Origin of the sequence: Acinetobacter sp. SK-43, assembly GCF_015351505.1 — a bacterium.
Lineage (GTDB): Bacteria > Pseudomonadota > Gammaproteobacteria > Pseudomonadales > Moraxellaceae > Acinetobacter > Acinetobacter junii.
Window position 1 is genome coordinate 31,247 of sequence record NZ_JADKPY010000027.1, and the last position, 14,856, is coordinate 46,102.

At 38.0% G+C, this 14,856-nt stretch carries 11 protein-coding genes; 7 read left to right on the forward strand and 4 right to left on the reverse strand.

The features are described from left to right. Nucleotides 1–7 precede the first annotated feature (7 nt). Together IRT38_RS06940 and IRT38_RS06945 are read left to right on the forward strand one after the other, a co-directional pair. Entirely contained in the window at nucleotides 8–2,620 is a 2,613-nt protein-coding gene (locus IRT38_RS06940; RefSeq protein ID WP_125298935.1) for a DUF6160 family protein, read from the forward strand. A gap of 12 nt (nucleotides 2,621–2,632) precedes the next feature. Next, entirely contained in the window at nucleotides 2,633–3,694 is a 1,062-nt protein-coding gene (locus IRT38_RS06945; protein WP_004960226.1) for a hypothetical protein, read from the forward strand. Between the two features lie 40 nt (nucleotides 3,695–3,734). Here IRT38_RS06945 and IRT38_RS06950 read toward each other — a convergent pair whose 3' ends face one another. After that, nucleotides 3,735–4,664, reverse strand: a complete 930-nt coding sequence (locus tag IRT38_RS06950) for a tRNA dihydrouridine synthase (RefSeq protein ID WP_125298936.1) — start codon at nucleotides 4,662–4,664, stop codon at nucleotides 3,735–3,737. A gap of 79 nt (nucleotides 4,665–4,743) precedes the next feature. After that, entirely contained in the window at nucleotides 4,744–5,553 is an 810-nt protein-coding gene (locus tag IRT38_RS06955; RefSeq protein WP_005403133.1) for an inner membrane protein YpjD, read from the reverse strand. Between the two features lie 147 nt (nucleotides 5,554–5,700). Between IRT38_RS06955 and ffh the strand changes: the two genes are divergently transcribed. Both ffh and IRT38_RS06965 read left to right on the forward strand, forming a co-directional pair. Further along, nucleotides 5,701–7,110, forward strand: coding sequence for a signal recognition particle protein (gene ffh, locus IRT38_RS06960; RefSeq protein ID WP_004914148.1), 1,410 nt, complete (start codon nucleotides 5,701–5,703; stop codon nucleotides 7,108–7,110). 172 nt (nucleotides 7,111–7,282) lie between these two features. After that, nucleotides 7,283–7,870, forward strand: coding sequence for an RBBP9/YdeN family alpha/beta hydrolase (locus IRT38_RS06965; protein ID WP_194597292.1), 588 nt, complete (start codon nucleotides 7,283–7,285; stop codon nucleotides 7,868–7,870). On the opposite strand, the gene IRT38_RS06970 is transcribed toward IRT38_RS06965, so the two are convergent. Beyond that, nucleotides 7,840–8,583, reverse strand: coding sequence for a pantothenate kinase (locus IRT38_RS06970; protein ID WP_005403130.1), 744 nt, complete (start codon nucleotides 8,581–8,583; stop codon nucleotides 7,840–7,842). The two genes, IRT38_RS06965 and IRT38_RS06970, sit on opposite strands and share 31 nt — an antisense overlap. 14 nt (nucleotides 8,584–8,597) lie before the next feature. After that, nucleotides 8,598–9,350, reverse strand: coding sequence for a biotin--[acetyl-CoA-carboxylase] ligase (locus tag IRT38_RS06975; RefSeq protein ID WP_194597293.1), 753 nt, complete (start codon nucleotides 9,348–9,350; stop codon nucleotides 8,598–8,600). 31 nt (nucleotides 9,351–9,381) lie between these two features. Between IRT38_RS06975 and IRT38_RS06980 the strand changes: the two genes are divergently transcribed. The 3 genes from IRT38_RS06980 to smc all read left to right on the forward strand — a co-directional run bounded on the left by IRT38_RS06980 (nucleotide 9,382) and on the right by smc (nucleotide 14,855). Then, nucleotides 9,382–10,182 carry a sulfite exporter TauE/SafE family protein gene (locus IRT38_RS06980; RefSeq protein WP_194597294.1) on the forward strand — a complete coding sequence of 267 codons (801 nt, stop codon included), beginning with the start codon at nucleotides 9,382–9,384 and terminating at the stop codon, nucleotides 10,180–10,182. A gap of 517 nt (nucleotides 10,183–10,699) precedes the next feature. Then, nucleotides 10,700–11,395, forward strand: a complete 696-nt coding sequence (locus IRT38_RS06985) for a GntR family transcriptional regulator (RefSeq protein ID WP_004960197.1) — start codon at nucleotides 10,700–10,702, stop codon at nucleotides 11,393–11,395. A gap of 10 nt (nucleotides 11,396–11,405) precedes the next feature. Then, nucleotides 11,406–14,855, forward strand: coding sequence for a chromosome segregation protein SMC (gene smc / locus IRT38_RS06990; RefSeq protein WP_194597295.1), 3,450 nt, complete (start codon nucleotides 11,406–11,408; stop codon nucleotides 14,853–14,855). The last annotated feature ends 1 nt before the right edge of the window (nucleotide 14,856 follow it).

Genomic DNA, 14,856 nt, shown 5'->3' on the forward strand with positions numbered 1-14,856 from the left:
TTGAACAATGGAAAAGAAAAATCAGAAGCTACAGACACGATATTTTGTACTTAATACTCTAGCTGTAAGTATTTTATTAGTTAGCAACTCTACTTATGCTTTACAAGCATTAGATGATACATCTATGCGCGACGTTAACGCACAAGATGGGTTAAATGTTAATTTAGATTTTAAAGAGTTGAATGTAGGGACTTTCTTTTGGCAAGATAATGCAGGACGTGGAAGTGTAGGAAAAGCAACTGACACCACCTTACGAGCTGAAGCTGAGAATTTCAAAATTCAATCGCATAGCTCATCACCAACAGTAAGACCTAATATCAATATCCAAATGAATACTGGTAGTGAATCTAATAAGGCAGGATTAGACTTCAATTTAAAAGTTGCGCCTGTTTTAATCAGTATGAATAAGTTTAAGGTTTGTGACTCAACAGCTTGTGGCAGTCCAGTCGGGGACATCGCGATACAAACTAACTCAGATACAAGTATTAGTTTTAAAACTCGAGACGGTCTTTTTAGTAAGACTGGCCAAAGTGAACTAACATTTGCTTCGAAAAATGCAAGTATTTATCTTGGACAAACAACTGGATTATCACCAAGCCAAACACTCAATCAATTAATCCTGAAAAATTTTAATTTTAATTTTTTTGCTAAAGGCGTAATGTACATTGATGGTACAGAAGGATTTATTGTTCGAACTAATGCAGCTGGAGTACCAGATGCAGTTATTAATTACAATGCAGATGGTACTGTAAATACTTCAACAAGTACCACGCCTAATACAACATACGGTTATGTCGATTTTACTCGTGTAACTGATCCTGCAAATTCTGGAACAATTACAGGAAATACATATTCTTCTACGGCGAGTAATTCGGGTTTAAACTTAGAATTTATGCTGAATAAAAATGTAAATCCAAATAACCGTTATTCTGTAGATGGAACTAAAACCCCTTTAAATGGTCAAGCTACATCCGAGAAAGCTCAAGGACTTATACGATTAGGTGCAAGTGGTCGTATGGTCAATGGTTCTATACAGATACGTGGTACAAATGCTAATAGCAACGATGGATTTACCCGAACAGATCCTGTTTATAATGTAGCGTCTAACCAATTTGGGAATCCTGATAATACTAATATTTTAGGTAAAGCGAATAACGGGGTTAGTTCGTCAGGAACACAAAATATTATTGGTAATACCGGTATAGCTTTCCGTATGAAAGCTGACTTTACCAAAAAGAATGATCCAATGTTGCAAGGCGATAATACAAAAGCGACGACATTGGAGCTAGGGGGTGCAGGGTTTAATACCTACGGATTTGAATTCGGAGAATTAACGGGTTTGAATTTGAGAAACAGAGGTTCGTTTGATACAGGAAATGTTTATCTAAATTTAGTAGATACAAAAACTGTTTTATTACCAGCGAATAAAGTATTGCAAACAAGTCGTTATTGGAATGGTTCTAGTTCTACAACATTAACCACTGATGCTGATTACGTTCAAAATATTCATAATGGAACGACTGATCAAAATCCTTATGCGCTTCTGGCTGCTATTCGAGGTGCAGAGTTTCAGGCATTTTCACGCAGCGGACGTTTTACCAATAGTGCAAGAACGATAGGTACAACGATTCCTAAAATCAATGATACTGCAGGTAATACGTGGGGTTTAGCATTACCTTTCTATGATTTAAATGCAAATTTAGCTATGTATGGTACAACTGCTCCAGCAGATGCTTACTATTATGATTTAGGTGGAACACGATATACTGTTGTAGCTGGTGCGGAGCGTTTAGGTTTTTCACTTGCCATGAGTACTACGGGTATGAATGGAAGTACAGATACTACTAAGCAAAAGACTACTTCAATCTTGTTATTAGATAACGCAGATACAAACTCAGTACGTTATATTGGTTTGCGTAATATCGATATGTTATTGCGCGGTACGGGAACAGTTGGGCTTGAAAATGGAAGTTTTAATGCTAGTTTAAAAGACATTTTGATTATCTTATCTGCACAAATTGCAGGAGGATATTTACCAGGAGCATTATATAAAGGGACATCTACACCGGCATCAGCTTCATCAGCGGACTTCTCAAATAATAATGATGTTTTGTTGTCTACTAAATTACGTTTAGACGGTAAGAAAATAGATCTTTCTTTAATACCAAATAGTGAATATACCAGTACTGATGGTAGTCGCTTGAGTGTTGTTGGTGAGTTAGAGCTTAAGGCTGTAAAAGATGGTGGGAAAAGCTCAATTCAGTTAAGCGATCCATTAGATGGTTCTACTGTAGGTTTCGATAATATCGATGGTAAAGTTGCATTTAATAATGCAATTATTATTTCACCAGATACTCGAGAGACATGTCCTACAGCAGGTTGTGATGGTATGGTTTCCTTTAAAGCAGGTCTAACTTTCAACCCAGCTGGAACAACAGGTATTGGAGCAAGTGGTGGAGCAAATAGTGCAACGAATGCTGAAAAGATTTCAGGTGTATTAAGAGTTCGAGATATAAATCTTTATCCTCCAACAGTGGGAGCACAGCCACAACGCTTAGGTGAAATGGTGTTGACGGGTGGACGTATTACTGGCCAATTAGGAATTATTCCTCGAAACTAAGGATAGAATCTGATGAATAAAAATAAGATGCTAGGATGTCTAACTCTATTTTTTAGTCCTCTAGTAATAGCAATGCAACCCATGGATGATCAAAGTCTATCTGTTGCGACTGGTCAAGATGGTTTAAATATTAATGTAACTACCCCAAGCATTGAATTTAAACAAATGGCTGTGATTGATCCTGATGGTTGGGATACAAAGACGGTTGCTGCAACAGAATATCGTGGTAGAGCTGCGTTAGTACTTGCACAAAGTCCTAATTCAACTATGTCGAGTCCAACTATAACCGCAAAAGCTGCTGGTACTTCTACCAACTTAAGTCTAAATGCTGTTATTGATACAGATAAAGGGACAGGTACTAATGGTGCTTTTGCGAATATCGGGATAACTTTCGGAAATTTAGATGAGTTAGTATTTTCTAAATTCTCTATCTATACGGCTGGTGCAAATGCTGTATCAGATATGGGTTTGACAACTCCTGGTATTTATACACAAAGAACCATTTTTGGTGGAACTACAGCAACATTAAATACAGGTGTTAAAGAGTTACTTAGATTAAATGACGGTTTGAATATAAAGTTTTTAGCTACGAATAAACCGAAAATGAATATTCAACTCGGAGCAGCGCCACAGGGTTACATGGTGCGTCTAGGTGGGGCGATTGATTCTATTTGTGGAGCTGGGACAGGGTGTAATATGATGCTAGTCTCTAGCTACGCTAATGAAACTGATCCAACAACAACAGCTATTGGTGCAAATTTTAAGTTTCAAATGAAAGCATCAAATCCTTTAACGGGTTTTCGTTTAGATAATTTTCATGCTGGTATTGAATCCGATGGTTTTGTTTTTGGAAATTTTGTAAACACTTGCTCTACAACACCTAGTACTTGTATCACCTCTGATGCAGTTGATTTATCATTAAATGAAATCAAATTAGGTAATGATATGACAACAATTCCTGCGGTTGGAAGTGCTAATTATCGATTTAATGGTCTACAAAATAGTTCAATTGGAAATGTTGGATTTAAAAATGCTTCAGTTACTGACTTAAAAATGAAAATTAGTGGTCTGTAATTAATCAAGAGCATTAGTAAAAAATAGGGAGTATCGCTCCCTATTTTTTATTTAAATATTCAAGAATATTCTCAAGTTGCTTTTCTCGTTTTACTAGGTTCCACAACTCTTGAGCTTCTGGATAGGCTTTAGTCATCATACCTAACCATTGTTTGTAACGACCAATCATTCCAATTTCAGTTTTGAATTGTCCACTTAAAAAACGTTGTTGTAATACGACCAAATCGTGCCATGTTAAAATCGCTTGATTGCTATTCTCACGGATACAGAGTGTCAAATCTGGAGTTGTAACAGCGCCACGTCCTATCATCAAATCTTGGCAATTTGATTGTTCTAAACATGCTTTGGCATCAGCATTATTCCAGATTTCACCATTGGCAATTACATTGATTTTCAATGCTTCAGTAATCGGCTGGATTTTTTCCCAATAGGCAGGAGGCGTATAGCCATCGGCTTTTGTACGAGCATGAACTGTGAGCCAACTAGCACCAGCATCTTCAATTGCATGTGCATTATCGAGTGTATGATTTTCATCTAAATAACCGAGTCGCATTTTTGCTGAAACTGGAATATGTTTAGGTACCGCATCACGAACAGCTTTGACTAAGAGATGTACCGTTTCAGGTTCATCTAATAAAACTGAACCGCCGCGATGGCGATTGACTGTTTTAGCTGGACATCCAAAATTTAGATCAATTGCAGGAGCACCGAGTTCAACGACTTTAGCAGCATTGGCTGCGAGCATTTCAGGATTATTTCCCAAAAATTGAACATGTACAGGCGTTCCAGCAGCTGTTTTACCATCAGTTTTTAGTTCAGGACAAAAACTGTAATAAATATGGTCAGGTAGAATGCTGTCAGTAATACGAATAAACTCAGTCACACACCAATCAAAACGACCAACATGAGTGAGGACATCACGCATAATTGGATCTGTTAGACCTTCCATAGGGGCGAGTGCGAGTTTCACAATGCATTACCTAGTTAAACAAAAACTGGTTTATACGCATTTTAAGAGAAGCTGTCTAGTTTTTATTGGGACAGTTAAATTAACGCCCTAATATCATTTCTAAAACAAATTTACTGCCAATAAATCCGATTGCTAGTAATACGAATCCTGTAATTGTAAATCGAATCGCTTTACGTCCACGCCAACCAAATTTGTAATGTCCGATTAGTAAAGCTCCATATAAAAACCAAGAAATAATACTAAATGCAGTTTTGTGAGCGAGGTGTTGAGCAAAGAAATTATCAATGGTAAAGAAACCAAAGATTAGTGCAGCGGTGAGTAAACCAAACCCAGTAATAATTAAATCAAAAAGTAAGGATTCCATCACTTGAAAAGGAGGGAGCAGGTTGACCCAAATACGTTTTTTTTGTTTTTTCTTGAGTTCTCTGTCTTGAAACCATAATAGAACTGCTTGAATGGTTGCCATTAACAGAACCGCATAAGCGGACAAAGACAAAATAATATGGGTATCTAAACCGACTCCATGATGTTCAATGGTTTGATTGGATTGGCTCAAAGAAAACCCTAGGATTAGTCCAATCGCAGCAACAGGAATGCCGATTAAATTTAGAGGTAATATTGGGCGAATCAGACTCAAAATTAAACTTAGGCTTAACATCAGTCCAGAGGTAAAGGAAATGAGATTAAATACATCATAATTTACCCCTAACGGTGTGATCATATCCTGTGACAGGACAAGACCATGAAGTATTAATCCTAATACAACAATAAGACCATAACACCAAAGATTTGGAGTACGTTTTGACATTAAATGGATAAACAGATACCAGAATGAACTGGTATATGAGACAAGTGCCAAAATTGTGTAAACCAAGGGGAGACTGATCATGTCAAACCTTTTTTAGGGGGATGAATAATATTCACCATATAAGATATAAATTCGCTTCGAACTACAGTATCCTATAGCATCTTATGCATAAATTTTCTATTTTAAGAAAGATTTTTTTGCAACTAGCCATTTTAAGCGGATTTCGCAATGTTTGATACCTTAACAGAACGACTCACACAGAGTTTAAGAAATGTTACTGGCTCAGGGCAGCTGACCGAAGACAATATTAAAGATACCTTACGTGAAGTACGTATGGCACTTCTTGAAGCCGATGTGGCGTTACCTGTAACTCGTGAATTTATCGCGAAGGTGAAGGAAGAAGCACTTGGTCAAGAAGTAATGACTCAGCTTTCTCCAGGTCAGGCATTTGTAAAAATTGTCTATGATGAACTCACCAAAATGATGGGTGAGGCAAATGAGACTCTTGATTTAAGCGCAAAACCACCTGTTGTGGTCCTTCTTGCTGGTTTGCAAGGTGCTGGTAAAACCACGACGGCTGCAAAATTAGCGCGCTTCCTCAAAGAGCGCCAAAAGAAAAAAGTAATGACTGTTTCTGCCGACGTTTATCGTCCTGCAGCGATTAAGCAGTTAGAAACAGTATCAAATGAAGTTGGTGTTGGTTTTATTCCTTCACAAGCGTCAGAAAAACCAATTGATATTGTCAATCGTGCGATTGAGCAAGCAAAAATTCAATTTGCTGACGTTTTGATTGTCGATACGGCAGGTCGTCTACATGTCGATGAAGACATGATGGATGAGATCAAAGAATTACATGCTGCTGTGAAGCCGACCGAGACTTTGTTCGTCGTTGACGCGATGACAGGTCAAGATGCTGCCAATACAGCAAAAGCTTTTAATGATGCTTTGGCTTTAACTGGTGTGATTCTCACTAAAACTGATGGTGATGCACGCGGTGGTGCTGCACTTTCTGTTCGTGCCATCACGGGTAAGCCGATCAAGTTCTTGGGTATTGGTGAGAAACTAGATGCGCTTGAGCCATTCCACCCAGATCGTGTTGCACAACGTATCTTGGGTATGGGTGATGTCCTTTCTTTAGTCGAAGAAGTTGAACGTAAGATCGACAAAGAAAAAGCCGAAAAAATGGCGAAAAAATTGCAAAAAGGCGGTACCTTCAACTTTGAAGATATGCTGATGCAATTTGAGCAAATGAGTAAAATGGGCGGCATGATGGGCTTCTTGGATAAGTTGCCTGGTATGAGTAATGCGGGCATTCAGGATGCAATTGAAAAAGCTAATCCTGAAAAGCAAGTTAAGCGTATGGAAGCGATTATTCAGTCGATGACGATTAAAGAACGTCGTAATCCTGATTTAATTAATCCAAGCCGTAAAAAACGTATTGCTGCTGGTTGTGGTATGGATGTTGCTGAAGTGAATAAATTGATCAAGCAACAAGCACAAATGGCGAAGATGATGAAGAAATTTGCGAATCCATCAGGCATGAGCAAAATGTTGAAATCCTTGGGCAATATGCAGAAACAATTCGGTGGTGGTGGCGGTATGGGACCATTATTTGGTAACAACGATACCAAAAAATAATAAATAAAAGCCCATACTTTCATTAGAAGGCGCATTAGCGCCTTTTTTATTAACTGATGGTTGGTGTATAAAAATGTTAGTGTATAAAAATAGTACAAAATTAAACACTAAACGTTTAGTAAAAATTAGATAATAAAAATTAAATATATGATTTTATTGATAAATGTAAACTATGTCACAAGATATGAAAAATAAGGTTTTTATTTTGCATTGTGAAAATGCAAATCCAGAACAGCATTGGTATATCTGGTTAGAGCAACAACTAAAAAGCATTGGTATCGCTGCTGAAAGAGTTGTTCTGGCTGATTCAAGTCATCCTGATGCGGAGGTTTGGCAAACTTGCTTAGAGGCTCAATTAAATACTATTAATCAACAAAGTATTTTGGTTGCACATGGATTATCTTGTCTAGCGGCAGCGAGATATCTGGCTGATAAGCTCAAAGGGACATCTATTAAGGCAGCATTATTTTTAGCAGGTTTTAACGAAACAATTCCGCAACATCCAGAATGGAATCAATTTATTCAAGAAAATCGTTTCGATAGCAAATACCTTCGAACGAATATCCTTCGACGTATCGTGTTTTTTTCAAGTAATGATCCTGTCGTGCCTGTGCCATACACATTCAAATTTGCACATCATATTAATGCGCAATTGATTGAAGTAAGCCAAGCAGGACATTTTTGTGAGGATGATGGCTATCGTGAATTTGAACATTTATTTAAGGTAATTCAAACATTAGTAGCAGCAGAGTTGACCTGAACATAATGTTTTAAGCCTTTTAAAAGTAAATCCGATTCGATTTGCGGTTGATAATGCTTTAAAAATTTTTCAAACAAATTGGCATCACCACCTGTGAGTACGAGCTTTCTTGGCGATTGCTGCATGATTTGGTGAATCGTGCTAATCAAGCCCAAGAGAATGCCATGATGAACAGCATCAACGGTGTTATGTCCTGGATCTAGATTATCAAAGGCAGAATCTGGAATTTTGATACCCTTAGTGTTTTGAATCAGAGAGTCACGCTGTAAGTACAGATTAGGTAAAATATATCCACCTAGATGTTGAAAACCATCAATAAGATCAATAGTTAAAGCCGTTCCGCATCCAATGACACAATAGCTCTCATTCGGTTTAGCGGTTGCTAATACTTGCAACCATCGGTCTATTCCTAACTGACTTGGAACATCGTAGCCACATCGTAATCCAGCATATTCAGCATGTACTTTGGCAAAAATGACGGGTATTTCTAAAATATCTAGGATTGTTTTAATACGATGATTATTTTCACTGTCGAGAACAGAAGATACCCCAACGTGAGTAATGTTCTGATAACGAAAATGTTGAATAAGTCCTAACAACAAGTCGGCAGGCGATTGGAGATGTAATTCAGCAGCATGCTCAATAATTTGATCTTGCTGTGTAATCCAATATTTTAAACGTGTATTACCAATATCAAGCCATAAACTTTTCATCGCATTGTGATCCCTTAGTTAGATGCAAGACGTAAACGACCTTGATAGAACTGTTGTGTTTGATCTGATTTGATTATAACGGCACCATCATTCGAAATGCCTTGGAACTGACCATAGGTTTTACCTAGTGCATGTTCAAATTCTACAAATTCATTGATCCAAATCGCATGATGATTAAATCGTTCAGCTAGATTATAGCTACCATGTTCGAACCATTGAGCTGCTTGTTGAATCGCAACATATAATTCAGCAATAAGCTGAAATCGTTCAAGTTGCTGTAGTCCTAAATGATGTAGTGATGTAATGGATTGATCTGCATCTTCCACATTAGGGGTGTTGATATTAATACCTACACCGACAATCGCTTGATTTGCAGAAAGTGGTTCAACTAAGATCCCACCCCATTTCCCTTGTGAACTGTATAAATCATTTGGCCATTTGACGTTTAATGATAAGTTACGTAAGCATGGGATCTGTAAAATATTCAAAGCAACTTCAAGTGCAAGTCGCCCATCAAGTGCTGTATTGGTTTGAATCAGTGTGCTTAAATAAACATTTCCATCAGGGGAAACCCATTCACGTTGGTGTTGACCACGTCCTTTGGTTTGTTGCGCGCTACACACAAGACCTGTTGTTATGCCTTTTTGAGCAAGCTCACGCATATCATCATTAGTAGATGTCGTTGTGGTTTTGAATAACACCACTTCTGGATATTGATTTTTTGCATTTAAGAGTTGCTGTAACTGGCGTGTTGCGAAATCATCCATCATTTTTTACAAGTAGAGTGGTCATGTATTCATGGAGTTAATCATATATTTGCTCATTGGTGCAATTGCTGGATTCACCGCAGGATTGTTTGGTGTTGGTGGTGGATTAATAATTGTTCCAATTTTATTTATTGTATTCACTCAGCTGAATTATGATCCTAATGTCATTGTGCACATAGCTGTAGGTACATCACTTGCAACCATAGTTGTTACCTCAATCAGCTCAGTCATGGCGCATCATAAAAAAGGCGCAGTGCTATGGTCGGTATTTAAGAATCTAGCTCCAGGATTGATATTAGGCTCTTTTTTTGGGGCGGGAATTGCTGATCTCATGTCAGGACAACATTTACAGTTAGTGATTGGCATTTTTGCAGTTTGGATGGCTTATAAAATGTTTAGAGGAGCGCATGCACAGATTGATCCTAATAAGCATTTACCTTCAGCACCTCTACAATGTGCAGCAGGGGGCGGAATTGGTATCGCATCCGCGATTTTTGGTATTGGGGGCGGGAGTTTAACGGTTCCTTATCTCAATCGACATGGTGTAGTGATGCAACAAGCTGTAGCAACATCTGCAGCCTGTGGTTTACCAATCGCTTTAGCAGGTGCGATTGGATTTATGTGGTTTGGTGCAAAAGAACAGATTGATGTTCCCAATACGATTGGCTATGTACATGTATATGCTTTTCTGGGGATTAGTGTGATGAGTTTTATTACTGCCAAAGTTGGCGCTAGGGTAGCGCATCGACTATCAGCAGCGATGCTGAAGAAGTGTTTTGCAGGATTATTGTTTTTTGTTGGAAGCTACTTTATTTACAAAGGTTTAATTTAGTTCTTAATTTAATGCAATCATTACTATTAAGTTGATTTAATAGGCTGTTTTGTTCTAAAAGTGCACGTCATGTTGTTGACGTGTAATGACTGAAAAGAAAGGACTTTATAGCTTAAAGATGGTGATCTTCGTTTGGAAATTAAGTTATGAACAATAAGGTTGTTTGCTTGTAACTACTTTTTTATTGGATAAACGAACGAGGATGCTAGAATTTTAAATGAGACTTATTTTGCATAAATAAAAATTTATGAGAATAAGATTAATAAAAATCAATTAGAAAAAATGTTTCAGATATTCGGTTGATGCTGAGTAGAGTATCTAAATAATTGATCTTTAAATTATAAAAATAGATTATTAAGTCAAATTTAAAGATGAAATAGTGTCTAAAAGTAGTGATTGGCTTAAAAAGCAATGAAATTGTCAGACAATGATATAGAATTTATAAGGTCAGATCAGTTAAAACAAAAAAGCGCAAACAGCATTGGAAAATGCGTATAACAAAGATAGCGAGGGGCTCATGAATCTCGAAGAGGCGGATAGTCTTTCTGAACAGATTGCAAAATATATTAGTGAACAAATAATTAGTGGTGAGCTTGTCGAGGGTGAACGCATTCAAGAATTGCGCATTGCTAAAGAATTAGATGTCAGTCGTGGCTCTGTCCGTGAAGCATTGTTATTACTAGAACGTACATATTTGATCGAAATTTTTCCACGTCGTGGGGCGATTGTTTCTGAAATGTCTGCTCAGCAAGTCAAAGCTTTGTTTGATACCAATGTGATGGTTCTTGGGCATATTGTGCAGCGTATTAGTGAAACTTGGCGAGTAAATGAAGCAGAGCAACTACAAGAGTTATTGGATCAACTTGTCGAGTTTGTTCGTGCTGGTGATATAGAGAAATTCTATGATGCTATTTTTAAATATCTAGCAGAACAACACGAGATGGTGGCTAATCCTTACATGATGCAATTTTATAAGGAATTGTTGCCATCACTACGTCGTAGCTATTTTTTAACCTTAAATACATCGCGTCGAGAACTACAAGAATCATTTACCTTGTTTAAGTTAGTGATTGATGCAATTTTGATCCGAAAATCACAACAAGCTGCTTTATTTATGGAAGATTTTTGTCGACACTTGCGCAACCTTGTGTTGGAATCTCTAACACGAATGAAACAGATTGAATTGGCTTGGGCGAGACGCTCACGCCGTTAGTTAGGGCAGTATGCGTTTAAGCAGTTTAAAACTTTCAGGCTTTAAATCTTTTGCCGATAGTACCACTTTACATTTTAAGGCGAACCGCACTGCGGTAGTTGGACCGAACGGTTGCGGAAAATCGAATGTGATTGATGCGATCCGTTGGGTTATGGGCGAATCAAATGCACGTCAGTTGCGTGGCGGTAGTATGCAGGATGTTATTTTTACAGGGACATCTAAGCGTAAACCTGTCGGTGTTGCCAGTGTAGAGCTTCGTTTCGATAATACATATGGAAAATTAGGCGGCGCATATAATGCATATAATGAGCTTGCTGTTCGTCGTCAGGTCACACGTGAAGGTAAATCAGAATATTTCTTGAATGGCACACGATGCCGCCGTCGTGATATTACCGATATTTTTCTAGGAACGGGTCTAGGACCACGTTCTTATGCAGTCATTGAACAGGGTATGATCAATCGTTTGGTTGATGCTAAACCTGAAGAAATGCGAGTGTTTATTGAAGAAGCTGCTGGCGTATCTCGCTATCAAGCACGTCGTCGTGAGACTTTGCAGCATTTAGAACATACTGAGCAAAACTTAGCGCGTTTAGAAGATATAGCGGCTGAATTAAAATCACAGCTGAGAACGCTAAAACGCCAGTCCGAAGCCGCCATCCAATATAAAACCTTAGAAACTCAGATTCGTACTTTAAAAATCGAAATACTGTCTTTCCAAGCGAATCAAAGTCAGAAGTTACAACAAGAATATACTATTGAAATGAACGAGCTTGGCGAGCGCTTTAAATTAGTTCGGTCAGAGTCGCATACAATTGAGCATGATTTAGAAGCGACAAGTGCTTTATTTCAACGTTTGATTCAGCAATCGTCACCTTTGCAGCATGAATGGCAACAGGCCGAGAAAAAACTGGCTGAATTGAAAATGACTTTGGAGCAAAAGCAAAGCTTATTCCAACAAAATAGTAGTAGTTTGATTCAGCTTGAACAACAAAAACTTCAAACTAAAGAACGACTACAGCTTTCTGAACTTCAGGTAGAAACTTTAACTGCACAATATGATGAGCAGAGTGAAGCCTTAGTCGAATTGGAGCAGCAAACACAATCGACCGAACATCACTTTAGTGATCTTCAGGCGCAACAAAAACAAGCACAACAACAATTTGAACAAATTAAAACCCAAGTTGATCAGCAGCAACAAAAAAAGTTGCAAATGGCGGCACAAATTGAACAGCTTGCTAAAAATGTGCAACGAATCGAACAACAAAAGCAGACTTTGCAGAACCAAAGTAATCAGATTCGTGCTCAGGTTCAGGATGATGAGCAAGCGCAACTAGAACAATTACAGCAGAAATTACAACAAGAAATCATTATTTTAGAAACCGAAATAGAGCAATTTCAACAAAATACAAAGATTTTGCAGGATCAACAACAGCAAGATAAAACCAATCTACAGAGTTTAAAAACAGAAATTCAAGTTCTATTGGCTGAACAGAAAAATTTGAATCAATTGCTGGCGAAGCAGAGTTCAAAACAAAATCAAAATGCTGTTCGATTGATGCAAAGCTTGCGCTTAACAACTCAAGGCAAATCTCATGCTGTGATCATTGAGAAATTTTTAGCTAAATGGTTACAAGCACAGTTGATCGAAAGTGGACAAACATTCCAAGAAGATGTGGCACGTCAGTTAAAATCATCCACGCAGCAAAAGATTCAAATACAACAACTGCGTTGTTTAAATGATTTTATTGAAGCTCCACAATCTTCGCTCTGGGCAAATGTTGCCGTTGCAGATGATTTAACAACAGCATTGAGTTATCAGTCTGACCTTATTCATGCACAATCGATTTTGACGCTTGATGGTTATCATGTCGGGGCTGATTGGGTGATCGCTCTGCACTATGATGAAGATAGCCAAAGTGCACAGGGCATGCTAAGCCATCAAGTGCGTTTAGAGGAAATCGAACAACAACTTGCAGAAATGCAGCAACAATTACTTGAGTTAGAAAACCAATTTTCTGTTCAACAACAAACTTTGCAGCAACAGCAACAACATTTACAGCAACAGCAACAAAGCCAAAAACAAAAGCAAAAAGAATTACAACAACTCGATGTGCAAATTGCTAAATTACAAAGTACTGCACAGGCTTTTGTATTGCAGCAACAACAATTGGCAGATCAACTAAAACAATTGGATTTGCAGCTTGAAGAAGATGCGATGCAGAGAGATGATCTAGAAATTGATCTGCATGCACTAGCAATTAAATTAGAAGCGGTATTACCGAACTATAAAACTTTGCAGTTTCAGGTTGAAAGTTTAAATGAGCAGTTAGATGAGCAACAACAACAGTTGACTCAACAACAACAACAACGTGAAGTATTACGCCAGCAGACTTCACAAGCCAATCAACAGATTGAGTTGTTGGAAAAAGATATTTCTTTTTTAAAGACACAATATCGACAAATTATTGAGCAAATAGAACAGGCAAAGAAATTTGTTGATCCAATTCAACTCGAGTTACCTAACCTCGAATCACAATTCCAAGAACAGTTCCAGCAAACTGAAAAATTGCAAAAAAATTGGAATGAATGGCAGCTTGAATTGAATCAAGTACAAGAAAAGCAGCAACAACTGACAGAGCAACGCCATCAAGCCCAACAAAAAGATGAACAGGTGCGTGAACAGTTGGAACAAAAACGCTTGGCATGGCAGGCGGCTAAGTCAGATCGTGAACATTATTTAGAACAACTCAAAGAACTTAATTCCGAACCTGTATCTGATCTGTCGATTGAAATTAAAGAGCATCAGCAAAAACTGGAAAAAGCACAACAACAGTTTGAGAAAATTGGCGCAGTTAATTTAGCAGCTTCTCAAGAATACGAAGAGGTGTCACAGCGGTTTGATGAGCTTAGCCATCAGATGCAAGATTTGCAAAATACTGTTGACCAACTAAAAGATGCAATGAAAAGCATTGATCAAGAAACACGAAAGCTATTTATGACCACCTTTGATCAGGTCAACCAAGAGCTACAAGTATTGTTCCCTAAAGTTTTTAACGGTGGTGAAGCCACTTTGAGTCTTGAGGATGACTGGCAGTCAGGTGTCAAATTAATGGCTCGACCACCAGGCAAACGTAATAGCTCGCTGGCTTTGCTGTCGGGCGGAGAAAAAGCACTCACTGCTTTAGCTTTGGTGTTTGCGATATTTAGATTGAATCCAGCGCCTTTCTGCGTTCTAGATGAAGTAGATGCGCCATTGGATGATGCGAATGTACAACGGTATTGTAATTTGGTAAAAGAGCTTTCTGAACAGGTACAATTCATTTACATTACACATAATAAATTGGCGATGACAATGGCAACTGATTTATTGGGAGTGACCATGCCAGAGCCAGGTACATCAAAATTAGTGACTGTCGATTTAGAACAGGCAAAAGAATACGGGTTAGTTGCGGAGTCCTAAT

Coding starts and splice junctions, on each gene's coding strand:
- IRT38_RS06945 (WP_004960226.1), top strand. CDS start 2,633: ATGAATAAAAATAAGATGCTAGGATGTCTAACTCTATTTTTTAGTCCT.
- IRT38_RS06985 (WP_004960197.1), top strand. CDS start 10,700: ATGAATCTCGAAGAGGCGGATAGTCTTTCTGAACAGATTGCAAAATAT.
- ffh (WP_004914148.1), top strand. CDS start 5,701: ATGTTTGATACCTTAACAGAACGACTCACACAGAGTTTAAGAAATGTT.
- IRT38_RS06975 (WP_194597293.1), bottom strand. CDS start 9,350: ATGGATGATTTCGCAACACGCCAGTTACAGCAACTCTTAAATGCAAAA.
- IRT38_RS06965 (WP_194597292.1), top strand. CDS start 7,283: ATGTCACAAGATATGAAAAATAAGGTTTTTATTTTGCATTGTGAAAAT.
- IRT38_RS06940 (WP_125298935.1), top strand. CDS start 8: ATGGAAAAGAAAAATCAGAAGCTACAGACACGATATTTTGTACTTAAT.
- IRT38_RS06970 (WP_005403130.1), bottom strand. CDS start 8,583: ATGAAAAGTTTATGGCTTGATATTGGTAATACACGTTTAAAATATTGG.
- IRT38_RS06955 (WP_005403133.1), bottom strand. CDS start 5,553: ATGATCAGTCTCCCCTTGGTTTACACAATTTTGGCACTTGTCTCATAT.
- IRT38_RS06980 (WP_194597294.1), top strand. CDS start 9,382: ATGGAGTTAATCATATATTTGCTCATTGGTGCAATTGCTGGATTCACC.
- smc (WP_194597295.1), top strand. CDS start 11,406: ATGCGTTTAAGCAGTTTAAAACTTTCAGGCTTTAAATCTTTTGCCGAT.